Origin of the sequence: Microvirga pakistanensis, assembly GCF_004458765.1 — a bacterium.
Lineage (GTDB): Bacteria > Pseudomonadota > Alphaproteobacteria > Rhizobiales > Beijerinckiaceae > Microvirga > Microvirga pakistanensis.
The window spans coordinates 124,399-146,786 of record NZ_SPJX01000012.1 but is presented as its reverse complement, the minus strand read 5'-3'; the positions used below and the strand labels follow the sequence as shown (position 1 = coordinate 146,786).

At 67.8% G+C, this 22,388-nt stretch carries 18 protein-coding genes; 14 read left to right on the top strand and 4 right to left on the bottom strand.

Annotation, left to right across the window (positions count from 1 at the left end; genetic code table 11):
- Positions 1 to 12 precede the first annotated feature (12 nt).
- From E4K09_RS00715 to lpxK, 4 genes are read left to right on the top strand one after another with little or no spacing between them, the layout of a single operon-like run.
- Complete coding sequence (locus E4K09_RS00715; protein ID WP_134494276.1) at positions 13 to 243, top strand: DUF4170 domain-containing protein; 231 nt, start codon at positions 13 to 15, stop codon at positions 241 to 243.
- Positions 244 to 258: 15 nt separating this feature from the next.
- A complete protein-coding gene (locus E4K09_RS00710) occupies positions 259 to 999 on the top strand; it encodes a lysophospholipid acyltransferase family protein (protein WP_134494275.1) in 741 nt (246 codons plus the stop codon).
- The gene (locus E4K09_RS00705; RefSeq protein ID WP_134494273.1) at positions 996 to 2,285 is read left to right on the top strand and encodes a 3-deoxy-D-manno-octulosonic acid transferase; all 1,290 of its coding nucleotides are present in this window, start codon (positions 996 to 998) and stop codon (positions 2,283 to 2,285) included. The genes E4K09_RS00710 and E4K09_RS00705 overlap by 4 nt, the downstream gene beginning before the upstream one ends.
- Positions 2,285 to 3,298 carry a tetraacyldisaccharide 4'-kinase gene (gene lpxK, locus E4K09_RS00700; protein WP_134494271.1) on the top strand — a complete coding sequence of 338 codons (1,014 nt, stop codon included), beginning with the start codon at positions 2,285 to 2,287 and terminating at the stop codon, positions 3,296 to 3,298. The genes E4K09_RS00705 and lpxK overlap by 1 nt, the downstream gene beginning before the upstream one ends.
- A 9-nt stretch (positions 3,299 to 3,307) precedes the next feature.
- Here lpxK and E4K09_RS00695 read toward each other — a convergent pair whose 3' ends face one another.
- A complete protein-coding gene (locus E4K09_RS00695; protein ID WP_134494269.1) occupies positions 3,308 to 3,529 on the bottom strand; it encodes a DUF2093 domain-containing protein in 222 nt (73 codons plus the stop codon).
- A gap of 266 nt (positions 3,530 to 3,795) precedes the next feature.
- On the bottom strand, positions 3,796 to 5,370 hold the full coding sequence (xseA, locus tag E4K09_RS00690) for an exodeoxyribonuclease VII large subunit (RefSeq protein WP_134494267.1): 1,575 nt from the start codon (positions 5,368 to 5,370) through the stop codon (positions 3,796 to 3,798).
- Between the two features lie 285 nt (positions 5,371 to 5,655).
- Between xseA and E4K09_RS30585 the strand changes: the two genes are divergently transcribed.
- From E4K09_RS30585 to E4K09_RS00665, 5 genes are all read left to right on the top strand, one after another.
- Positions 5,656 to 9,819: a cadherin domain-containing protein gene (locus E4K09_RS30585; RefSeq protein WP_134494265.1), complete on the top strand. Its 4,164-nt coding sequence runs from the start codon at positions 5,656 to 5,658 to the stop codon at positions 9,817 to 9,819.
- A 133-nt stretch (positions 9,820 to 9,952) separates the two neighbouring features.
- The gene (gene purD / locus E4K09_RS00680) at positions 9,953 to 11,230 is read left to right on the top strand and encodes a phosphoribosylamine--glycine ligase (RefSeq protein ID WP_134494263.1); all 1,278 of its coding nucleotides are present in this window, start codon (positions 9,953 to 9,955) and stop codon (positions 11,228 to 11,230) included.
- Positions 11,231 to 11,296: 66 nt separating this feature from the next.
- The gene (locus E4K09_RS00675; RefSeq protein ID WP_134494262.1) at positions 11,297 to 12,205 is read left to right on the top strand and encodes an alpha/beta fold hydrolase; all 909 of its coding nucleotides are present in this window, start codon (positions 11,297 to 11,299) and stop codon (positions 12,203 to 12,205) included.
- A gap of 88 nt (positions 12,206 to 12,293) precedes the next feature.
- A complete protein-coding gene (locus E4K09_RS00670; RefSeq protein ID WP_134494260.1) occupies positions 12,294 to 12,731 on the top strand; it encodes a YsnF/AvaK domain-containing protein in 438 nt (145 codons plus the stop codon).
- A gap of 171 nt (positions 12,732 to 12,902) precedes the next feature.
- A complete protein-coding gene (locus E4K09_RS00665) occupies positions 12,903 to 13,880 on the top strand; it encodes a YsnF/AvaK domain-containing protein (protein ID WP_134494258.1) in 978 nt (325 codons plus the stop codon).
- Positions 13,881 to 13,940: 60 nt separating this feature from the next.
- On the opposite strand, the gene E4K09_RS00660 is transcribed toward E4K09_RS00665, so the two are convergent.
- The gene (locus E4K09_RS00660) at positions 13,941 to 14,369 is read right to left on the bottom strand and encodes a nucleoside deaminase (protein ID WP_134494559.1); all 429 of its coding nucleotides are present in this window, start codon (positions 14,367 to 14,369) and stop codon (positions 13,941 to 13,943) included.
- Positions 14,370 to 14,487: 118 nt separating this feature from the next.
- Here E4K09_RS00660 and E4K09_RS00655 point away from each other — a divergent pair, with 118 nt between their 5' ends.
- The 5 genes from E4K09_RS00655 (at position 14,488) to E4K09_RS00635 (ending at position 20,452) form a co-directional block, all read left to right on the top strand.
- Positions 14,488 to 16,482, top strand: a complete 1,995-nt coding sequence (locus E4K09_RS00655) for a pseudouridine synthase (protein WP_134494256.1) — start codon at positions 14,488 to 14,490, stop codon at positions 16,480 to 16,482.
- Between the two features lie 13 nt (positions 16,483 to 16,495).
- A complete protein-coding gene (rsmD, locus tag E4K09_RS00650) occupies positions 16,496 to 17,053 on the top strand; it encodes a 16S rRNA (guanine(966)-N(2))-methyltransferase RsmD (protein ID WP_134494254.1) in 558 nt (185 codons plus the stop codon).
- Between the two features lie 101 nt (positions 17,054 to 17,154).
- The gene (locus E4K09_RS00645) at positions 17,155 to 18,195 is read left to right on the top strand and encodes a zinc-dependent alcohol dehydrogenase family protein (RefSeq protein WP_134494252.1); all 1,041 of its coding nucleotides are present in this window, start codon (positions 17,155 to 17,157) and stop codon (positions 18,193 to 18,195) included.
- Between the two features lie 143 nt (positions 18,196 to 18,338).
- The gene (gene mgrA / locus E4K09_RS00640; protein ID WP_134494250.1) at positions 18,339 to 19,382 is read left to right on the top strand and encodes an L-glyceraldehyde 3-phosphate reductase; all 1,044 of its coding nucleotides are present in this window, start codon (positions 18,339 to 18,341) and stop codon (positions 19,380 to 19,382) included.
- A gap of 671 nt (positions 19,383 to 20,053) precedes the next feature.
- The gene (locus E4K09_RS00635) at positions 20,054 to 20,452 is read left to right on the top strand and encodes a PilZ domain-containing protein (RefSeq protein ID WP_134494248.1); all 399 of its coding nucleotides are present in this window, start codon (positions 20,054 to 20,056) and stop codon (positions 20,450 to 20,452) included.
- A 26-nt stretch (positions 20,453 to 20,478) separates the two neighbouring features.
- On the opposite strand, the gene mutL is transcribed toward E4K09_RS00635, so the two are convergent.
- Positions 20,479 to 22,332 (bottom strand): DNA mismatch repair endonuclease MutL, encoded by a 1,854-nt coding sequence (gene mutL, locus E4K09_RS00630; protein WP_134494246.1) that lies wholly within the window; start codon positions 22,330 to 22,332, stop codon positions 20,479 to 20,481.
- Positions 22,333 to 22,388: the final 56 nt, after the last annotated feature.

Below are 22,388 nucleotides of genomic sequence, written 5' to 3'. Positions count from 1 at the left end.
AGTTCTAAAAACATGACCGATACGTCCGGCAAGCAGCTGCTTCATCTGGTCTTCGGCGGTGAGCTCACCAGCCTCGAATCCGTTGATTTCAAGGATCTTTCCAAGCTCGATATCGTCGGAATCTTCCCGAACTACGCCGCTGCCCACGCCGCCTGGAAGGCCAAGGCCCAGGCCACGGTCGACAACGCGCAGATGCGCTACTTCATCGTCCACCTGCATCGCCTGCTGGAGCCGCAGGCTTAAAGTCGTCCAGCCACGATGGGTCTGATCAAACGCATCACGCGCTCGCGCCCGGTTCAGGAAGCCTTGGGCTTCCTGGTCGCGGGCTATCTCAAGCTCGTGCAGCGCACGAACCGGTTCGTCATGGAACCGGCGGATGCCTATGACCGGATCGGACCCCGAATGCCCGTGATCGCCGCCATGTGGCACGGGCAGCATTTCATGATCCATTTCGCCAAGCGCCCTCAGGATCGCGCGGCCAGCCTCGTGTCCCGCTCGGGCGACGGCGAGTTCAACGCGATCGCCCTGCGCCATCTCGGGATCCGGGCCATCCGGGGCTCGGGCGCTCGCGGCCGCGACATCCGCAAGAAGGGCGGCGTTCAGGCCATGCGCGCCATGCTCAAGGCGCTGGCCGGCGGCGAGATGGTGGTGATGACCGCGGACATTCCGAAGATCTCGCGGGTCTGCGGACAGGGCATCGTGACCCTGGCGCAGATGTCCGGCCGTCCCATCGTTCCGGTCGCCGTCGTCACGAGCCGCCGCATCGACTTCAACAGCTGGGACAAGGCCAGCATCGGCCTCCCCTTCGGCCGCGGCGCGATCGTGCTGGGCGAACCGATCCATGTTCCGCGCGACGCGGATGCGGGCGCGCTCGAAGCCCTCCGCCAGCAGGTGGAGCGCGAGCTCGATGCCATCCACGAGCGGGCCTATGCGCTCGTGGGCTCCCACGATCCCGGCGCGAAAGCGGCCCCGGCCCTCGCGGAGGGATCGCGCGCATGAGCCCGCCGCTTCTCTTCAGGGCCTATCGCACGGCGACCGCTCTCCTCGAGCCCGCCGTTTTCGGGCTCCTCCTGTGGCGGCAGCGGAAGGGGCGCGAGGAGCGCTCGCGCCTGGGCGAGCGCCAGGGCCATCCCAGCCGGCAGAGGCCGAAGGGCCACCTGATCTGGCTGCACGGCGCCAGCATCGGCGAGACGCTCTCCCTGCTGCCCATCGTGGAGCGCCTCACCCAGCGCGGCCTCGCGGTTCTGGTGACATCGGGAACCCGCACCTCGGCCGCCCTGATCGCCCGCCGCCTGCCGCCCGGAGCGGTGCATCAGTTCGTGCCCCTCGACGTGCCGCGCTACATGCGGCGCTTCCTCGACCACTGGCGGCCGGACCTGGTGCTCATCGCGGAATCCGAGATCTGGCCGAACACGGTCATGGCCCTTGAGGAGCGGCAGATCCCGCTCGTCCTGGTCAACGGGCGCATGTCGGATCGTTCGTTCCAGCGCTGGCAGAAGTTTCCCTCCGTGGTCGGAGGCCTGCTGGAGCGCTTCGCCCTCTGCCTTGCCCAGAGCCAGGACGACGCGGCGCGGCTGGCCCGCCTCGGCGCGCCGCGGGTGACCGTCACGGGCAATCTCAAGTTCGACGCCTCTGCGCCCCCGGCCGATCCGCGGGTCGTGGCGCATCTGTCCGGCCTTATCGCGGGCCGCCCCGTATGGCTTGCCGCCAGCACCCATGCGGGCGAGGAGAATGTCATCGTGGCCGTGCATCGGGCGCTCGCCAAGCGGCACCCGCACCTCCTGACGATCATCGCGCCGCGCCATCCCCATCGCGGGCCGGAGGTCGCGGCCATCGCCACGCAGGCGGGCCTGCGCGCCGGCCGCCGCTCGGAAGGCATCCACCCCGATCGCGCCACCGACGTCTACGTGGCCGACACGGTGGGCGAGATGGGGCTGTTCTACCGATTGTCCCCGATCGTCGCGATGGGCGGCTCCCTGGTGGCTCACGGCGGGCAGAACCCGATCGAGCCGGCCAAGCTCGGCGCAGCCATCCTGCACGGGCCCCACGTCCACAACTTCGAGGATGTCTATGCGGCCATCGATGAGGCGCGCGGCGCCCTGATGGTGAAGGACAGCACGGCCCTGGCGCGGGCCGTCAGTGAACTTCTGGGCAATCCGGCGCTCACCCGCGACATGGCCCGGGCGGCCGGCGAGGCCGTTCAGGCCCTGGGCGGCGCGGTGGAGCGGACCATGCAGTCCATCGAACCCTTCATCGTCCAGGCCAAGCTCGGGGCGCGGCGCTGATGCGTGCGCCGGACTTCTGGTGGCGGTCCCGCCCCTCGTCCCTGGCCAGCCTCCTGCGCCCGGCCGGCGCCGCCTATGGCGCCCTGGCGGGCCGCCGGATGCGGCAGGCGGGGGAACGCGCCCCCCTGCCGGTGATCTGCATCGGCAATTTCACGGCCGGCGGCGCGGGCAAGACGCCCACCGCCCTTGCGGTCGCGGACATCCTCGATGCGGCCGGCGAAAGCCCCGCCTTCCTGTCGCGCGGCTACGGCGGGAGCCTGCGCGGCCCGGTGCAGGTGCAGCCCCACCACAGGCCCTTCGAGGTCGGCGACGAGCCGCTGCTTCTGGCCGCCATGGCGCCCGCCATCGTGTCCGCCGACCGGCCGGCCGGCGCGCGGCTCGCCCATGAGATCGGCGCCACCGTGCTGATCATGGACGACGGATTGCAGAACCCGTCGCTGCACAAGGACTGCGCCGTCGCGGTCGTCGACGGCGCCACCGGAATCGGCAACGGACTTCCCCTGCCGGCCGGCCCCCTGCGCGCGCCCATGGCGGCGCAATGGCCTGCGGTCGATGCGGTTCTCGTGATCGGAAGCGGCGCGCCCGGGGACGCCGTCGCCCGTCAGGCGGAGCTTTTGGGCAAACGCGTCTTCAAAGGCCATCTCGTCCCGGGTCGCCCCCCCGCCGAGAAGCTCCAGGGGGAAAGGGTGCTGGCCTTCGCAGGGATCGGGCGGCCGGAGAAATTCTTTCAGACCCTGCGCGCCTGCGGGGCCATCGTCGAGGAGGCTCGCGCCTTCCCCGACCACCACCCCTATACCGGCAGCGAGCTCGAAACGCTGCGCAGGGAAGCGGAGGCTCGCGGCCTTCGGGCTGTCACGACGGAAAAGGATCTCGTGCGCATCGAAGGCCTGAACTTTGCCGAAGTCTGGGCCGGCCTGATGGTTCTCCCCGTCCGGCTCCGGCTCGACGACGAGACGGGACTGCGCAACTTCATCCTGCGCAAGGTCAGCGACAGACGGCTCAGTCGCCCGTGATCGGAACCGTCAGCCCTTCGTGGACGGGCTCTGCCCCGTGATGCGCCTCATCACCGCCTCGGGCGAGGCGTAGGCCTCCTGCAGCTCCACGCTCCAATACTTCAGCTCGTCGAGAGGGATGGGTTCGCCCGTGACGGCGCAGCGCACGAAGGCCCCGGGCTTGATGACCCGGAGGTTGCTGTCGAGATATTGCACGACGGCCTCGCCGTCGCTGCGCTCAAACTTGTTCATGATCAAGGCCATCGCAGGTCCGAAGGAACCTTATAAGGGGACAAGGCAAGGTTTTTTCAATGCGGGCGCGTCGTGCGCGGCGATGCATCCTGCTCGAATCCATCGCCGTCATGGCCGGACTTGATCCGGCCATCCACGTCTTGGGAAACACCGAGCCAAAGACGTGGATCCCCGGGTCAAGCCCGGGGATGACGAGAAGAATGTGAGAGCCCATGCCTCGCCGTCATGGCTTCGACAACGGAACCCTCGGGTGTCCGCACGATGCTCTAGAACAAGGCGCCCTGTTCTTCCGCAATGACGAGCTTGGGCTTGACCGGCTTCGGACGGGAGCCGATGCGCCCGCCCGTGGCATCGACCTTGCCATCGGCGAATTCGAGCACGAGAGGCTGCCCGTCGAGCACCGCATCCGCCGAGCGCAGGGGCTGCCCCTCCGCATCGCGCACGAGCGCGAAGCCGCGCTCGAGCACGGACTTGTAGTTCAAGCTGTCGAAGAGCTTCGAGACCGCGTCGAGCTTCTCGGCCTTGCGCGCGATCTGCCCCTTCAGGGTGGGTCCGAGACGCTCGGCCGCGCGCCGGGCGAGTTCGGCCGATTGCGCGATGCGCGTGCGTTCCGCGCGCAGCAACGTCTCGCGCGAGACGACGAGACGACGCCCGACCTGCTTCAGGGTCTCCTCGCGCAGGGTCACGAGACGGCAGACCGCGTTGTAGGGGCGCGAGCCCACCGCATCGAGCTTGGCCCGCATGCGCGCCACGTTCGCCACCGGCGACACATGCGCGAGCTGGCGCGCGACCTTGAGCAGCCGCTCCTCGTGTCCGCGCGCATTGCGCGCGAGCGCCGGATAGAGCCTCGCCGCCGCCAAGTCGAGCCGCTGGCGCTTCGGCGAGAACAGGGCCTCCGGCGTCGGCAGCGCGCGCGCCGTGGCGCGCAGGTCCGAACGGCGGCGCTCGACGAGGCGCAGCATCGTCTCCGTGTGGCGGCGGGCGAGATCGTTGACTCCGGCCACCAGCTCGACGCGCACCGGCACGACCATTTCGGCCGCGCCCGTGGGCGTCGGCGCGCGAACGTCCGCCGCATAATCGATGAGCGTCGTGTCGGTTTCGTGCCCCACGGCCGACACCAGCGGAATCGCGCTCTCGGCCGCGGCCCTCACCACGACCTCTTCGTTGAAACCCCAGAGATCCTCGATCGAGCCGCCGCCGCGGGCGACGATGAGCACGTCGGGCCGCGGGATCCGGCCGCCCGGCTCGAGGGCGTTGAAGCCGCGGATGGCGGCCGCCACGTCGGCCGCGCAGGTCTCGCCCTGCACGCGGACCGGCCAGACCAGCACATGGCGGGGGAAGCGATCCTCCAGCCGGTGAAGGATGTCGCGGATCACCGCGCCGGTGGGCGAGGTCACGACGCCGATCACCTGCGGCAGGAACGGCAGGCGCCGCTTGCGCTCGGCCGCGAAGAGCCCCTCGGCAGTGAGCTTGCGGCGACGCTCCTCGAGCAGCGCCATGAGGGCGCCGATGCCGGCGGGCTCCAGGCTGTCGACGACGATCTGGTACTTGGACGAACCCGGAAAGGTCGTGATGCGCCCGGTAGCGATGACCTCCATCCCCTCCTCGGGGCGGATCTTGAGCTTGGCGAAGGACCCCTTCCAGATCACCGCATCGATGCGGGCGTTCTGGTCCTTCAGGCAGAAATAGGCGTGGCCCGAGGAATGCGGCCCGCGATAGCCGGACACTTCGCCCCGCAGACGCACGAACCCGAAGGCGTCCTCGAGGGTGCGCTTGAGAGCGCCCGCGAGATCCGAAACCGACCATTCCTGGGCATTGGAGGGAGCTTTTGCTGCGAACATGAGGAGAACCTAATCGCTCCGCCCCCGCCATGCCAAGGGCGCGGGATGGGCCCGGGCCGGGCGATCCTCATCGAAATGCCCGTTGTCCACTGTTCGAACGCCGCAGGCCGAGCTGGCCCATCGTCTTCCCACCGCCTAGGTGATCCCCCCCGCTTGTCTCTTATTCCCCTACGGCATGGCTGGTAGCGCGCAAGTAACCGGTAACCTAGACTATTCTGTCACGTTGTAACTTTTCACGAGCCGGGTTACGAGCAAAGATTACAAGCACCTGCTTGGGAGATCTGCATGCCGACGCCCATCGCCTCGATCGGCCCCGAAAACTGGGTCAACATCACCACGGCCTCGGATCAGAAGGTCCCGAGCGTCACCGGGCTCTCCGACGGCGGCTGGATCGTCACTTGGCAGTCGAACGACCAGGACGGGTCCGGCTGCGGCATCTATCAGCAGCGCTATGACCGGACAGGCGCCCCCGCCTCCCTCACGGATATCCGCGTCAACCGCACCACGAGCTCCGATCAGGGCGACCCGAGCGTCACGGCGCTTCCCGATGGCGGCTGGGTGGTCACCTGGGTGTCCGAGGGCCAGGATGTGGGCTGGAACGGCGGCATCTACCAGCAGCGTTATGACGCCAACGGCAATGCCCTGTTCGCGGCGGACAGGCTCGTCAACACGGCCGTGACTCCGGACCAGTCGCAGCCGAGCGTCACGGCGCTCGCCGATGGCGGCTGGGTCGTGACCTGGATGTCGGAGGGGCAGGACGGCTCCGGAGCGGGCGTCTATCAGCAGCGCTACGGGGCGAACGGCTCCTCCCTCGGCCAGGAGACCAAGGTCAACGCCCTGACGGACGGAGGCCAGATGCGCCCCGCCGTCACGGCCCTGAGGGATGGCGGCTGGGTGGTCACCTGGGAATCCCACAGCTCCGGCCCCACCGGCCATACGATCTACCAGCAACGCTACAACGCGAACGGGACAGCGTCCTCCGTGGCCGACCTTCCCGTCGAGACGACCCCCGGCGACTACAAGATCCTGTCGAGCGTCACCGCCCTGTCCGACGGTGGCTGGGTGGTCACCTGGACCACGTACAGCACCGGCGGCGACATCGTTCAGCAACGCTTCGATCCGTCCGGCACGGCGCTCGGCACCCCGCAGCGGGTCAATGTCACCACCGGCGGCCTTCAGGAGCCCGCCAGCGTGACAGCTCTCAACGGCGGCGGCTGGGTGGTCGTCTGGCAATCCGCCGATCAGGACGGATCGGGCAACGGCATCTATCTGCAGGCCTACGACCGGAACGGAGTCCCGGCCGGCCCTGCGGACATGCTCGTCAACACCACCACGGCCGGCAACCAGGAACTGCCGAGCGTCGCCGCCCTCGCGGACGGCTGGATCGTGACATGGCAATCCTCCGGCCAGGACGGCGACGGATACGGCATCTATCAGAAGCGCTACTTCACCAACGTGGCGCCGACCGATGTTCTCCTGTCGCGAACGAGCGTGCCCGAGGATGTCAGCGGCGTCGTTGCGACGCTCACGGGTGTCGACCCTAACGACGGCGATTCGTTCATGTTCACGCTGACGGGCGACCCCGGCGGCAAGTTCGAGATCGTCGGCAACGAATTGCGTTTGCGAGCCGGTGAGGCCCTCGACTACGAGGCCGCCAGGTCTCACAGCATCCAGATCACGGTGACGGATCAGCGCGGCGCATCGGTGACGAAGACGGTTCTGATCACCGTCAACGACATCGACGACACCAACGAGGCTCCGACGGGCATCCGCCTCAACGGCGGCCTCGGTGTCGCCCTCTCGGAAGATGCCACGCCCGACACCTTCGTCGGGGCCATGAGCGCGACGGATCCGGACGGCGATGCGGTGAGCTTCGCCTTCGCGCCCGGCGGCGATGCGGGCGGATTGTTCGTCATCGATCCCGTCACCCACCAGATCAGGCTGGCGCCCGGCGCGGCGCTGGATTACGAGGCTCTCCCAGCCGGCGCAAGGCACTACACGCTGTCCGTGATCGCCACCGACAGCCTTGGCGAGAGCAGCGCTCCGCAGACGATCACGATCGGCGTCACCGACGTGAACGAGCGGCCCGACGCCGTGATCACCGGCATGGGTCCCGGCGGCGCGATCATCGCCGAGGAAGGTGCCGCGACCGGCACCCTCGTGGCCTCCTTGAGCGGCTCCGATCCGGACGGAGACGCACTCACCTACGTGCTCGCCGACAGCGCGGGCGGGCGCTTCCATGTGGTGGGATCGGAGATCCGCGTCGCCAACGGCGCCCTCCTTGACTTCGAGGATCCCGACGGCGCCTCACATGCTCTCACCCTGCTCGTGATCGATTCCAGGGGCGCCGTGACGGCGAGGACGATCACCGTCGCCGTCGTCGAGCGGAACGATGCTCCGACCGACATCATCCTGTCGGGAACGGTCGTGGACGAAAACGCCGACGACGCGCAGGTCGGCACCTTGAGCGGGGTCGACGAGGATACGGGCGACACCCTCGCCTATACGCTTCTCGACGATGCGGGGGGACGCTTCAGGCTCGACGCGACCGGAACGAGGCTCCTGGCGGCGGACGGAAGCCTGATCGATTACGAGACGGCATCGTCCTACGCGATCACGGTTCAGGTCTCCGATGGCAGAGGCGGCACGTACACGAAGGCCATCGTCATCGCGGTCGACAACGGGAACGACGCTCCCACGGACATCCTGTTCTCAGGATCGACGGTTGATGAAGGCGCGGCGAACAACGTCTTCGTCGGCTCGCTCGGAATCGTCGATCAGGACTCAGGTGGAGCGTACACCTACGAGCTTCTCGATAACGCCGGAGGGCGTTTCAAGCTCGGCGCGGACGGACGCTCGATCCTGGTCGCGAACGGCGCGCTGCTCGACTACGAGGCGGCGACCTCTCACGACATCAGGGTGAAGGTCACGGATGGCAGTCATTCCATCGAGAAGGTGATCACCATTGCGCTCAACGACGTCGTCGAGGCGCCTGCCAACCGCGCCCCGACCGACATCGCCCTCTCGTCCGCGTCCATCACCGAGAACGCCGTCAACGGAACCGTCATCGGCACGCTCAGCGCCTCCGATCCGGATGCCGGCGATCTCTTGACGTATACGCTGCTCGACGATGCGGGCGGCCGCTTCGAGATCTTCAACGGCCAGCTCCGGGTCAAGGACGGCAGCCGCCTCGATTACGAGGCCACCACCGTTCACACCGTCAAGGTGCGGGTCACGGACCGGGGTGGGCTGTCGTTCGACAAGGAATTCGATGTCCGTCTCACCAACCTGGACGAACCCCCCGTCAATCATGCGCCGACGATCACGGTCGCGGACGGCAGGGCCGTGACGAACGCCACCGACAATGGAGCGGCCGTCAACCCGTTCGGGGGAGTCACCTTCGCGGATGCGGAGAACGACACGCTCACGGTGACGATCAGCTTCAACGCGGCGGACGGGAGCATGATCTTTCCGGCGGGCCTTGGTCCCGGCGGCGAGGACCTGTCGGAAGGCATCAGGACCTACACCCTCACCGGAAGAGCCGAGACCCTCGCGGTCATGCTGCGCATGATTCAGTTCGATCCGGCGGATCACCCCCAGGCTGCGGCAGGATCCGTGACCGCGACGGTCTTCACGATCGGGGTGAGCGATGCCGCCCATCCGGGCGCCGTCGCCACCAATGATGAGGTGGCGGTGCGGGCGGTGGTGGCGAACCGCGCGCCTGCGGACATCTCGCTCGACGCGGATGCCGTGACCGAGGCGACGGCCGGCTTCGTGGTCGGCGCGCTCACGGCGGCCGATCAGGCTGGATCCTCCTTCACCTATACGCTGACCGACACTGCGGGCGGCCGCTTCAAGCTCGTCGGCAACACGATCGTGGCTGACGACCACCTGCTCATCGATTACGAGCAGGCCGGAGCTCACACCATCAAGGTCATGGTCAGCGATGGCACGCTCACCTTCGAGAAGGCTCTCATCGTGAACGTCGCCGACTGGGTCGGCGAGAGGGTGACGGGAACGGCCGGCAACGACACGTTCAAGGGAGGCCTCGGCAACGACATCCTCACCGGCTCCGACGGAAGCGACATTCTCTATGGCGGGCTCGGCAAGGACATTCTCTCAGGCGGCACGGGCAAGGATACGTTCGTGTTCGACACGAAGCTGAACAAGAGCGCCAATGTGGACACGGTCTCGGGCTTCAGCGTGAAGGACGACGCGATCCGGCTGGAGAATGCCATCTTCAGGAAGCTCACGAAGACCGGCGTCCTCAAGAAGGACTTCTTCACCATCGGTGCCAAGGCGAAGGACAAGAACGACCACATCGTCTATGACAGCAAGACCGGCGCCCTCTCCTACGACGCGGATGGCTCCGGCAAGGGCGCGGCGATCAAGTTCGCCCAACTCTCCAAGAACCTGAAGATGTCAGCCGCCGACTTCTTCGTGATCTGAGGCGCGGCGGCCTCGGTCGTTCCTGACCGAGCCGTCGGCAGGACCAGCCCTGGCCCGCCTCCGCATTTTCGGGGTAGGCGAAACTGTTTCGAGCGGCTAAGAGCCCAACCGTCGTCACGGAGGGCTCACAGCCATGAACATCCTTCTCGTCGGTTCGGGCGGGCGCGAGCATGCCCTGGCGCGCTCCCTTTCGGCCAGCGCCCTCTGCCAGCGCCTCTTCATCGCCCCCGGCAACCCGGGCACGGCACACCACGGCACCAATGTCGCGCTGGACGTGGCCGATCACCGGGCGGTGATCGACTTCTGCCGGGTGATGGGGATCGGCTTCGTGGTGGTCGGCCCGGAAGCGCCCCTGGTGGCCGGTCTCGTGGACGACCTGACGGCCGCCGGCATCAAGGCCTTCGGCCCCAGCAAGGCGGCCGCGCAGCTCGAGGGCTCGAAGGCCTTCACCAAGGATCTGTGCGCCGAGTTCAACATTCCGACCGCCGCCTACCGGCGCTTCACGGATGCGCAAGCCGCCAAGGCCTATATCCGCAATTACGGCGTTCCCATCGTGGTGAAGGCCGACGGCCTCGCGGCCGGCAAGGGCGTGGTCGTGGCCACGTCCTTCGAGGAGGCGGAGGCCGCCATCGACATGATGATCGGCGGGGGCCTGGGCGCGGCCGGCGCGGAGGTGGTGATCGAGGCCTTCCTCGAAGGCGAGGAGGCGAGCTTCTTCGCGTTGTGCGACGGCGCAAACGCCATTCCCTTCGGCACGGCGCAGGACCACAAGCGCGTCTTCGACGGCGACCAGGGACCCAATACCGGCGGCATGGGGGCCTATTCGCCCGCGGCGGTTCTCACGCCGGAGCTGCAGGCGCGCGTGATGCGCGAGATCATCGCGCCGACGCTCAGGGGCATGGCGTCCCGGGGCGCGCCCTACAAGGGCATCCTCTATGCGGGCCTGATGCTCACGCAGGACGGGCCGCAGCTCATCGAGTACAATGCGCGCCTCGGCGATCCCGAGACCCAGGTGCTTCTGCCGCGCCTCACCTCCGACCTCGTGGAGGCGCTGCTCGCCGCCTGCGACGGCCGGCTCGATGCCGTCTCGCTGACCTGGTCCGACAAGGCTGCACTCACCGTCGTCATGGCGGCCAGGGGCTATCCGGGCACGGTCGAGAAAGGCTCCGAGATCCGCGGGCTCGACAAGGCCGGAGCGCTCGACGACGTGATCGTCTTCCACGCCGGCACGAAGCAGGACCAGGACAGGATCGTGGCCAATGGCGGGCGCGTGCTGAACGTCACCGCCCTGGGCCAGACGATCACGCAAGCCCAGGCGAGAGCCTACGAGGCGGTGTCCCGTATCGACTGGCCGCAAGGCTTCTGCCGCCGGGATATCGGCTGGCGCGCCGTGGAGCGCGAGCGGGGCTGACAAACGCGTCGGCTCCCCTAAGCTTAAGAAAAGCCCATTCCTTGCCATGCAGCGAGCGGACTTTTCATGAGCAGCGACCTCTTCCCCGGATTTGAGAGCCATTGGATCGACACGGAGATCGGGCGCATCTTCGCGCGCTCGAAGGGGAAGGGGCCGCCGGCGGTTCTGCTGCACGGCTTTCCGCAGACGCACGCCATGTGGCATCACTTGGCGCCGGCGCTTGCCGAGACGCACACCATCGTGTGCATGGACCTGCGCGGCTATGGCTGGTCCACGGCGCCGAAGGGCGACGGGAGGCACGAGACCTATTCCAAGCGCGCCATGGGGCAGGACGTGATCCGGGTCATGGAGGCCCTGGGGCATGTGCGTTTCGCGGTGATCGGCCATGATCGCGGCGCGCGCGTGGGCTACCGGCTGGCGCTCGATCAGCCCGGCCGCGTGGAGCGGCTCGCGCTGCTCGACATCCTGCCGACCTATCACGTCTGGGAGCAGATGCGCTCAAGGACAATCCCGGAATCCCATTGGGGCTATCTCTCGCAGCCCTACCCGAAGCCGGAAGACGAGATCATCCGTGATCCCATTCCCTATTTCGAGGGTCTGATGAAGGCATGGTCGGCAGCCGGCGACCTCGGCGCCTTCGATCCACGCGCCCTCGAATCCTACCGGCAGAGCTGCAACGAGCCCACCCGCATCCACGCCTTCTGCGAGGATTACAGGGCCGGCGCCACGCGCGACATCGAAGCCGACGAGGCGGACCTCGCCGCGGGCAAAAGGATCGCGTGCCCGACCTATCTGATCTGGAGCGACTACGAACTCGTCAGCGGCCCCGTCGGAAACCGGAAGCAGCCGCTGGAGATCTGGCGCGGCAGCTTCGCACCGCAGATGCACGGCATGGGCGTGACCTCGGGACATTTCGTGGCGGAGGAGAACCCGAGCGCGACCCTGGAGGCGCTGCAGGCTTTTCTGAAAGCCTAGCCGCAATCCGGCCGGATCTCGCGCCCGGCTCAAAGGAACCCGCCCTGACAGCGCACGTTCACCACGCTGCACACGGGGGTCCTTCGCCATGACGCAGCACGACTCAGATTCATCGGCCCAGCGCAGCGAAGACGCAGAAACGGAGATCGTCCCGCTCGCCGAAGAGACGCTGCATGTCGACAAGCGTGACGTCGCGACTGGCAGGGTCCGCATCAGCACGAAGACCGAGATCGTCGAAGAACTGGCACGAGCCGCGCTCGAGAGCGAAACCGTCGAGGTGACGCGCGTTCCGATCGACCGGATCGTGGATCAGGCGCCTGGAATCCGCACAGAGGGCGACGTCACCATCATTCCTATCCTGGAAGAAGTTCTCGTCGTTGAGAAGCGTCTCGTCCTCAAGGAAGAGCTGCACGTCCGCAAGACGATTGCGACGGACAATTTCGAGATCCCGGTCCAGCTCCGCAAGCAACGCGCCACCGTCGAACGTTTGTCCGGCGACGAGGACGATGCGGTCGAGCAGCGATAATTCTCCCATCCCCGAATGCCACAATGGGAACGAACGGGCCAAGCAGCCATTGAAAGATCAGTGCGCTGCCGTCTCGCCATCTCTTTCGGACGCGACAACAGCAAGTTTCCGATCCAACCGAAATGCATCTGATCTGTGCCGGCAACGGCGCAGGTTGTGGAGATTTGACCAATGGCCAAGACTGTCACCTGCCTCTTCAACAGCGACGCTCAGGCTTCGACGATTATCAGCAGGCTTGAGGATGCCGGCCTCTCACGGGGCAAGATCTGCATGTTCAGCAACTCGGGCACCAACCGGCTCTGGGACGAGTCGCCGGGCTTCGACGCAAGCGCAGGCGGATCGGATGACGATCGCGTCGAAAGTTATCTGAGGAGCAATGGCGTGCCGGGCGACGACGCGCGCGCCTATGCCGAAGGCGTTCGGCGCGGGCACACTCTCGTGGCCGCGAGATGTGATGACAGCGAAGTCGACTGGGTCGTGGACATTCTCGACGATGACGATGTCCTCGATCTCGACGAGCGGCAGGCGGCGTGGCGCTCGGAAGGCTGGAGCGATTTCGGCTCCGGCACGCAGGACATCGGCAGCGCTTCCAGCGCTTCGACGACTTCGGCAGGGCTCATGAGCGGCGCCGGGAGGAGCAGCGACGCTGGCCTGACCGGACAGAGCGGCATGCCTGACGTCGGCACGATGGCCGGGGACCGCACGATGTCGGAGGATCGCACGCAGATGCGCGGAAGCGACGAGGTCATTCCGGTGGCCGAGGAAGAGCTGCATGTGGGCAAGCGCGAGGTGAGCCGCGGCCGCGTGCGCATTCGCTCGCACGTGGTCGAGATGCCGGTGCAGGAGCAGGTCAGCCTGTCCGAGGAGCGGGTGCACGTCGAGCGACGTCCGGCGGAAGGATCCATGCATACCGGCACGATGGGCGACAACAACAATCTCTTCCAGGAGCGCACGATCGAAGTCGAGGAGCGCGGCGAAGAGGCCGTGGTCTCCAAGGAGGCGCGGATCGTGGAGGAAGTGGTCGTGCGCAAGGAAGCCGACCAGCGCACGCAGACGGTCTCCGATACGGTGCGCAAGACCGAAGTCGAGGTCGAGGACGATCGGAGCGACGCCGCCACGCGCACCGGCACGACCGACCAAACCCGATAAACCCTCACGGCTTATCGCCGTCCGGCCCGGGGCACTATGCCCCGGGCTTTCTCATGGCGCTTAGCGCCTCTCCTCAAAGAACGCCTTCAGCAACTCCGCCGCCTCGCTTTCGCGGATGCCGCCATACACCTCCGGCGCGTGATGGCAGGTGGGCTGGTCGAAGAAGCGGACGCCGTTATCCACCGCCCCGCCCTTCGGGTCGTGGGCGGCGTAATACACCCGCCGGATGCGGGCGAACGAGATCGCGCCCGCGCACATGGTGCAGGGCTCCAGCGTCACGTAAAGATCGCAGCCTGACAGCCGCTCGTCGTCCAGCGCCTCGCAAGCGCGACGGATGGCGAGCATCTCCGCATGGGCCGAAGGGTCGCGCAGCTCCCGGGGGCGGTTGCCGGCACGGGCCACGACGCGGCCGTCCCTGACGATCGCGGCCCCGACCGGCACTTCCCCGCGCGCGGCCGCCGCGCGCGCTTCCGCGAAGGCCACGCTCATGGGATCGGCCTTGGGATCGGCCGCGGAATCGTCCTTGTCGAGCCCGGGATCGGTCCTGCCGTGGTCGGCGTTGTTCATGTCGCTCGCTTCCGTTCCCTTCCTCTGCTATCAGGCTCCTATGACCGACAGCAACGACGATAATCGCAAGGGCCGTTCCTCGGGACGCTCCGACCGTGGCCGCACCTCCGGTGACCGGCCTTTCCGCAAATCCCGCGAGGGCGGCGAACGCCCCTTCCGCGCCCGGAGCGAGGACGACCGCCCGCGCAAGCCCCGCGCCGCGGGCGACAAGCCCTTCCGCAGTCGCGACAACGACGAGCGGCCGCGCCGCCCGAGGCCCGAGGGCGACAAGCCCTTCCGGGCCCGCCGCGAGGACGGAGACCGTCCCTTCCGGGGACGTGGCGGCGACGACCGCCCGCGCCGCTTCGACCGTTCGGCCGAGGAGCGCCCGCGCCGCCCGCGCGAGGAACGCCCCGAAACCCAGGCCGAGGCGTCCCAGGAGCCCGCCGAGGACCGCATCGCGAAGGTGATCGCCCGCGCGGGCATCGCCTCCCGCCGTGACGCGGAGGCCATGATCGCGGAGGGCCGCGTCACCCTCAACGGCAAGGTGCTGGAGAGCCCCGCCATCAACGTGACCGCCGCCGACACGATCACCATCGACGGCGAGCCCCTGCCCACCAAGGAGCGGACGCGCCTGTGGCTCTATCACAAGCCGCGCGGCCTCGTGACCACGGCCCGCGACCCGGAGGGCCGCCCCACCGTGTTCGACAACCTGCCGGAGGACCTGCCCCGCGTGGTGGCGGTGGGCCGGCTCGACATCAACACGGAAGGCCTGCTGCTGCTCACCAATGACGGCGGCCTCGCCCGCGTGATCGCCCATCCCGATACCGGCTGGCTGCGCCGCTACAAGGTGCGCGCCCATGGCGACATCACGCAGGCCGATCTCGACGGGCTTCGCGACGGCATCACCATCGACGGCATGGACTACGGTCCCATCGAGGCGCGCCTCGACCGGGTCCAGGGCGACAACGTGTGGATCACAATGGGCCTGCGCGAGGGCAAGAACCGCGAGATCAAGCGCATCCTCGAACATCTGGGCGTTCAGGTGAACCGCCTCATCCGCATGTCCTTCGGCCCGTTCCAGCTCGGCGACCTCGAGCAGGGCCTGGTCGAGGAAGTCAGAACGAAGGTGCTGAAAGACCAGCTTGGAGCGGCGCTCGCCGCCGAGGCGGGCGTCGATTTCGAGAGCCCGGTGCGCGAGCCCATCGCGCCCTTCGGCGCCTCGGCGAAGGAGCGCCAGGGGCGTGAGGACCGCGACGAGCGCCCTGCCCGCTTCGGCCGTGGCGGCGACGACCGTCCCCGCCGCCGCGGAGACGACGAGAAGCCGTTCCGCCCGCGCGGAGGGGACCGTTACGAGCGCGAGGAGGAAGAGCCCAAGAAGCGTCCGTCACGCCTCGACGTGAAGAAGAGCGTCTGGCGTGCGGGCGAGACCGACGAGGAAGCTCCTCGCAAGAAGGCGCCGCGCCGCGGCGCCGATCCGCGCGAGGCGCGCGCCGCTACGGCGGAGCGCCCGCGCGAGCGCGTCGGCGCCATCGCCTCGCCCGAGGGCCGGAAGGTGGTGGTGGAGCGACTCGTGCGCCAGCCGCAGGAGGAAGCGGAGGCACCCGCCCCACGCCGGGGTCGCGGCGCCGACCGTGGCGAGGAGCGCCCGCGCCGTCGCGACGATCGCGATGCCGCGCCGTCCCGCTCCAGGCGCGAGGGCGGTGCGGGCCGCCCCCGCCGCGATGAAGACGATCGCCCGCGCCGCCCGGCGGGAGAGCGTCCGTTCCGCTCCCGCGAGGGCGGCGAGGATCGTCCGCGCCGTTCCGCGGGAGAGCGTCCGTTCCGTGCGCGCGGCGAAGGAGACGAGCGTCCGCGCAAGGCACCGGGAGAGCGCCCCTTCCGCGCACGCAGCGAGGGTGGCGACGAGCGCCCGCGTCGCGGTCCGCCACGCGGCGAAGGACCTTCACGCGGTGGTCCGCGCGGCGGTGGCGGAGGCTTCAAGGGTGGTCCCCGCGGAGCGTCCAAGGGCGGCTTCAAAGGCGGTTCGAAGGGCGGCCCGCGCGGCCGTCGCTGATGGGAGCTGAACCATGAGAATCGTGGGCGGGCGCTGGCGCGGCCGCTCGCTCAAGGGGCCGAGCTCGGACGCCATCCGCCCGACCTCGGACCGCCTGCGCGAGACGATCTTCAACATCATCCAGCACGGCTATGACGACCCCATCGAGGGCTCGCGCGTGCTCGACCTGTTCGCCGGCACCGGCGCCATGGGCCTCGAGGCGCTCTCGCGCGGCGCGGCCTTCGCGCTCTTCGTCGACGACGGCGCGCAGGCGCGCGGCATCATCCGCGAGAACGTGGAGGCATTGGGCGCAGGCGGCGCGACCCGCCTGTTCCGCCGCGACGCCACGCGCATGGGCGAGGCCGCCCCCAACGGGCCCTTCTCGGTGGTGTTCTGCGATCCGCCCTACGGCCGGGACCTCGCCCCGAAGGCGCTGCGCTCCTGCGCGGACGGCGGATGGCTCACGCCCGATGCGCTGGTGATCGTGGAAGAGGCGCAGGGCGTCGAGATCACCCTGCCCGAGGGCTTCGAGGAGATCGAGCGGCGCGATTACGGGGAGACGAAGGTTGTGTTCGGGCGCTATCGGGCCTAGTCCCCTCTCCGCTGCGATAGATTTCGCCTGTCGGGATTTGCTCCGCCCTAACCCGCCCGCTATACCGCCTGTCCCTGCCCCTCGCGCATGAAAGGCCTCCCATGAAAGCCGTTCTCTTCGAGCAATTCGGCCAGCCGCCACGCGTGCAGAATGTGCCGGATCCGACACCGTCGGCCGAGGGCGTCGTGATCAAGGTTGAGGCGACGGGTTTGTGCCGGAGCGACTGGCACGGCTGGATGGGGCACGATCCCGACGTGGTGTTGCCCCATGTGCCGGGGCACGAGCTGGCCGGCACGGTTCTGGCCACCGGCAAGCAGGTCACGCGCTGGAAGAAGGGCGACCGCGTCACGGTGCCGTTCGTCGGCGGATGCGGTCGCTGCTTCGAGTGCAACTCGGGCAATCATCAGGTCTGCGAGCATCAGTTCCAGCCCGGCTTCACGGCCTGGGGATCCTTCGCGGAATACGTGGCGGTGGACTACGCCGACACGAACCTCGTCGCGCTTCCCGAGAGCCTCGATTTCGAAACCGCCGCGAGCCTCGGCTGCCGGTTTGTCACGTCGTTCCGCGCCATCGTCGACCAGGGCCGCGTGGGACCGGGCGACTGGGTCGCCGTGCATGGCTGCGGCGGCGTCGGACTGTCGGCGATCATGATCGCGGCCGCCATGGGGGCGAACGTGGTCGCAATCGATCTCACGCCGGAAAAGCTCGACTTCGCCCGGCAGATGGGCGCCGTCGCGACGATCAACGCGCGCGAGGTCGCCGACGTGGTCGAAGCGGTGCGCGAGATCACCAGGGGCGGCGCGCATGTTTCCATCGATGCATTGGGACACCCCACCACCTGCTTCAACTCGATCGCGAATCTGCGCCGCCGCGGGCGTCACGTGCAGGTCGGGCTCATGCTGGGCGAGCACTCAAGGCCGCCCGTTCCGATGGACCGCATCATCGGCTGGGAACTCGAAATCCTCGGCAGCCATGGCATGCAGGCCTTCCGCTATCAGGCCATGATGGCCATGATCGAGACGGGCAAACTCAGCCCTCGGAAGCTCGTCGGCAAGAGGATCGGCCTCGAGGAGGCGCCCGCAGCCCTCATGGCCATGGACCGGTTCGAAGGACTCGGCATCAGCGTGATCACGCGGTTCTGAAATCTCCGCCCGCGGGCGGCGGCGCTCTACGGCCGAGCCTTCCTGGAGGGCTTTCGTCCGCTCCTGGCCTGGATTTCGGGCTCTCTCGACACAGCTATGCTCCCTGTGCCAGCGTGCCACGCAACGCATTCACGGAGGAAGCCATGGCCTATCAGCCCGCAGACGGCCGCTATGACGAGATGATCTACAATCGCTGCGGCCGAAGCGGTTTGCAGCTGCCGGCGATTTCGCTGGGGCTCTGGCACAATTTCGGGGAAGACAAGTCGGCCGCCACTGCGCGGGAGATTTGCCGGACGGCTTTCGATCTCGGCATCACGCATTTCGACCTCGCCAATAATTACGGCCCGCCCCCCGGCTCGGCGGAAACCCTGTTCGGCGAGATCCTGCGCAACGACTTCCACGGGCTGCGCGACGAGCTCGTGATCTCGACCAAGGCGGGCTACCGCATGTGGCCCGGACCCTACGGCGAGTGGGGCAGCCGCAAGTACCTTCTGTCCAGCCTCGACCAGAGCCTCAAGCGCATGGGCCTCGACTATGTCGACATCTTCTACTCGCACCGCTTCGATCCGGAAACGCCGCTGGAAGAAACCATGATGGCGCTGGATTCCGCTGTGCGGCAGGGCAAGGCGCTCTATGTCGGCCTGTCCTCCTACAACAGCCAGCGCACGCGCGAGGCGCTTGCCATCCTGCGCGAACTCAAGACGCCCTGCATCATCCACCAGCCGAGCTATTCCATGCTCAACCGCTGGATCGAGGAGGATGGCCTTCTCGACACGCTCGACGATCTCGGCATGGGATCGATCGTGTTCTCGCCCCTAGCGCAGGGCATGCTGACCACGAAATATCTCGACGGCATCCCGGAGCAGAGCCGCGCGGCGGAAGGGAAGTCCCTCAGAACCAGTTTCCTGAGCGAGGATAATCTCTCCCGCATCCGCAACCTCAACGCCATCGCCGGGCGGCGCGGCCAGACGCTCGCCCAGATGGCGTTGGCCTGGGTGCTGCGCGGCGGACGCGTGACGTCGGCCCTCATCGGCGCGAGCCGCCCCGAGCAGGTGGTCGATTGCGTCGGAGCGCTCAAGAACCTGTCGTTCACGCCGGACGAGCTGGCGGACATCGACCGCCATGCGACGGAAGGCGGCCTCAACCTCTGGGCGGCCTCCGCGGAGCGTCCGGGCCCGTCTCGCTAAAGCATCGGACGTGAAAAGTGGACCTGCCCTTTTGGAATCAATCCGATGCATTCTTAAGATGAGAGCATCGTTTGGTGGAGCCCCTCCGGGTCCGCACGAGGCTCCAGGACCTTGCGCACCGGATCGACAGCCCGTCCAATCTTTGCTCAGCGGATGACCAGCAACGCGGCATACCGGACATCCAGATTCGTTGACGCCGAAGTCGGACGGAATACCATCGAGATGCTGCCGTGCAGGCCGCGACAGCCCACGCCCTGGCTGCGGGAGCAAGGTCTTCCCGGTCAGGGCGCCCAATCACCCGGTGTCATCGTCACGTCATCCGAGGTGCTTAGGGGGTTGGATGTGGGGGCAAACGGGATGGGCTTCACGGAGGTACTGACGCTCACCCCCGCCTCCACAACCGAGAGACGAAGGGGAGCGCGACAGCGGATGAATCTCGACGAGCCGACCTCCTGCCCCAAATGGTTTCCAATTCTGCTTCTGGGCATGGGCGTCGTGGGCGCCTTCGCGCGCCAGATCCTGCTTTAGCAGTAAGCGTCCACGCCGTGGAACCCGTCCGGCCGCTGCCCTGGCCAAAAGTCCTATGTGGGACAACCGAAAGAGCCATTGGAAATTAGTTAACGCAGCGTTAAGACCAGGCTTGGCATTAACCATTTCAGCGGGTCGGGTCCATGGGCTCTTGCAGCCAGATCGCCAATCGACGGCAAGCCAGGCGCTTTCGCACGCGGCACCTCGCCAAGATCGTGCTGGGCCCCGATTCCATGATCTCCTGCCGGGTCGAGGATATCTCGACGGGTGGTGCGAAGATCGCCCTCGATCGCCACTTGCCTCTGCCTGACGATTTCGAGATCTTCATCGCCGCCCACGACCTCCAGGTTCACCGGGCGCGCCTGTGCTGGCGCCATCAGGATTCCCTCGGCGTTTCCTTCATCCACGCGACGGAGCGGCCGCGCGCGCTTCGCCACGTCGCGGAAGATCGCAGCGCGTTCTGGGACGAGTTCGACAGGGTCCGGGTCGAGGTGGAGCGTGAGGAGACGACGCACGTTGCCGGCCTGCGAGCCTCCGCCTGAATCGGAGTACCTGCCAGGCAACGAACCTATCGCCGCCCGAACAGGCGCTCGATGTCGCTGAGTTTCAGTTCCACGTAAGTCGGCCGCCCGTGATTGCACTGGCCCGAGAGAGGCGTGGCCTCCATCTCCCGCAGCAATGCGTTCATCTCCTCCGGGCGCAGGCGGCGCCCGGCCCGGATGGAGCCGTGGCAGGACATGCGCGAGAGCACCGCGTCGAGGCGCTCCTCCAGCGGGTTGGCAGCCCCCTGCCCCCACTCGGCGAGCGCATCCGCCACGTCCTGCACCAGCGCCCTGATGGATCCGCCCGCGAGCGCCGACGGCACCTCGCGCACGAGCAGCGCGCCATGGCCGAAGGGCTCGACGACAAGGCCCAGGCCTTCCAGCAGGGAGGCTTCCGCAAGCACGCGGTCCGCGTCCACCGGATCGAGATCGACCACCTCTGGGATCAGGAGCAATTGGCGCGCGATGCCCGATGACGCCCGCTCGCGCTTCAGCCGCTCATAGACCAGGCGCTCGTGCGCGGCATGCTGATCGACGATCACGATGCCGTCCTGCGTCTGCGCGACGATGTAGGTGCCGTGCAGCTGCGCACGGGCGGCCCCGAGAGGAGCGGCCTCCATCTCCGGCTCGATCTCAACGAGCGTCGCGCGGCTGTCGGCGGAAGGTGCCGCGAGATCGGGCAGGCTCGCCTGCGCCTCCGCGAAACTGGAAGTGGAAGCATAGGCCTGCGGAGCGGGATCGAGGGGAGCCTGCCAATGGGCGAAGCCGCTCGACGGGCGGATGACCGACGGCCGATGATGCCCGTAAGCCGGACGCGACGACAGCACCCCTTGCGGACGCAGGCTCTCCAGCGTGCGCGTGCCGACCGTCGAGGATGCGCGCGTGGAAAAGCGCGTGATCGCTTCCTTGATCGCTGCCACCACGAATCCGCGCACGAAAGCGGGATCGCGGAAGCGCACCTCCGTCTTTGCCGGATGCACGTTCACGTCCACCGCGCGCGGATCGAGATCGATCATCATGGCGAGGACCGGATGTCGGTCGGAGGCCATCACGTCGGCATAAGCGCCGCGCACAGCGCCGAGCAGGAGCTTGTCGCGCACGGGCCGTCCGTTCACCACGAAATGGATCGATGCGGACGTGCCGCGATGATAGGTCGGCAGGCTGGCGAAGCCGGTGAGCCGCACACTGTCCCGCTCGACGCCGATCGCCATGGCGTTCTCGTGGAAGTCCTGGCCGAGAACGCGCGAGAGGCGCCGCAGGAAGCCGTGCTCGCCGGGCTCCTCCGGCGGGTAGGTGAAGGATGTGATGTGCTCGCCGGACAGGGTGAAGCGGATCGTCGGATGCGCGATGGCGAGGCGTTTGACGATCTCCGCCACCGCCTGCGCCTCGGAGCGGTCGCTCTTCAGGAACTTCAGGCGCGCGGGCGTCGCGGCGAACAGGTCCGTCACCTCGACGCGCGTTCCCTTGGGCGCGGAGACGGGCCGCACGCGGTTCTTCACGCCGGCCTCGACCACGATCATGGAGCCGGCTTCGGCATCCTTCGTGCGCGTCGTGATCGCGAGGCGCGCCACCGCTCCGATGGACGGCAGCGCCTCGCCGCGGAAGCCCAACGTGTTAATGGAAAACAGATCGCCGTCCGGCAGCTTGGAGGTGGCGTGGCGCTCGACAGCGAGTTCGAGATCCTGCGGCGTCATGCCCTGTCCGTCATCGACGATCCGGATCAGGCGGCGCCCGCCGGCCTCGACCGCGATCTCGATGGAGCCTGCGCCCGCGTCGAGGGCGTTCTCGACAAGCTCCTTCACGGCCGCCGCCGGGCGCTCGACGACCTCGCCCGCGGCGATGCGGTCGACGAGAATGGGATCGAGGCGGCGGACGAGCATGAGGCGCTTCACGTTGCAGGGATTCGGAACTGGGAAGATAGAGGCTGGGCCCCGCC

Coding starts and splice junctions, on each gene's coding strand:
- E4K09_RS00715 (WP_134494276.1), top strand. CDS start 13: ATGACCGATACGTCCGGCAAGCAGCTGCTTCATCTGGTCTTCGGCGGT.
- E4K09_RS00710 (WP_134494275.1), top strand. CDS start 259: ATGGGTCTGATCAAACGCATCACGCGCTCGCGCCCGGTTCAGGAAGCC.
- E4K09_RS00705 (WP_134494273.1), top strand. CDS start 996: ATGAGCCCGCCGCTTCTCTTCAGGGCCTATCGCACGGCGACCGCTCTC.
- lpxK (WP_134494271.1), top strand. CDS start 2,285: ATGCGTGCGCCGGACTTCTGGTGGCGGTCCCGCCCCTCGTCCCTGGCC.
- E4K09_RS00695 (WP_134494269.1), bottom strand. CDS start 3,529: ATGAACAAGTTTGAGCGCAGCGACGGCGAGGCCGTCGTGCAATATCTC.
- xseA (WP_134494267.1), bottom strand. CDS start 5,370: ATGTTCGCAGCAAAAGCTCCCTCCAATGCCCAGGAATGGTCGGTTTCG.
- E4K09_RS30585 (WP_134494265.1), top strand. CDS start 5,656: ATGCCGACGCCCATCGCCTCGATCGGCCCCGAAAACTGGGTCAACATC.
- purD (WP_134494263.1), top strand. CDS start 9,953: ATGAACATCCTTCTCGTCGGTTCGGGCGGGCGCGAGCATGCCCTGGCG.
- E4K09_RS00675 (WP_134494262.1), top strand. CDS start 11,297: ATGAGCAGCGACCTCTTCCCCGGATTTGAGAGCCATTGGATCGACACG.
- E4K09_RS00670 (WP_134494260.1), top strand. CDS start 12,294: ATGACGCAGCACGACTCAGATTCATCGGCCCAGCGCAGCGAAGACGCA.
- E4K09_RS00665 (WP_134494258.1), top strand. CDS start 12,903: ATGGCCAAGACTGTCACCTGCCTCTTCAACAGCGACGCTCAGGCTTCG.
- E4K09_RS00660 (WP_134494559.1), bottom strand. CDS start 14,369: ATGAGCGTGGCCTTCGCGGAAGCGCGCGCGGCGGCCGCGCGCGGGGAA.
- E4K09_RS00655 (WP_134494256.1), top strand. CDS start 14,488: ATGACCGACAGCAACGACGATAATCGCAAGGGCCGTTCCTCGGGACGC.
- rsmD (WP_134494254.1), top strand. CDS start 16,496: ATGAGAATCGTGGGCGGGCGCTGGCGCGGCCGCTCGCTCAAGGGGCCG.
- E4K09_RS00645 (WP_134494252.1), top strand. CDS start 17,155: ATGAAAGCCGTTCTCTTCGAGCAATTCGGCCAGCCGCCACGCGTGCAG.
- mgrA (WP_134494250.1), top strand. CDS start 18,339: ATGGCCTATCAGCCCGCAGACGGCCGCTATGACGAGATGATCTACAAT.
- E4K09_RS00635 (WP_134494248.1), top strand. CDS start 20,054: ATGGGCTCTTGCAGCCAGATCGCCAATCGACGGCAAGCCAGGCGCTTT.
- mutL (WP_134494246.1), bottom strand. CDS start 22,332: ATGCTCGTCCGCCGCCTCGATCCCATTCTCGTCGACCGCATCGCCGCG.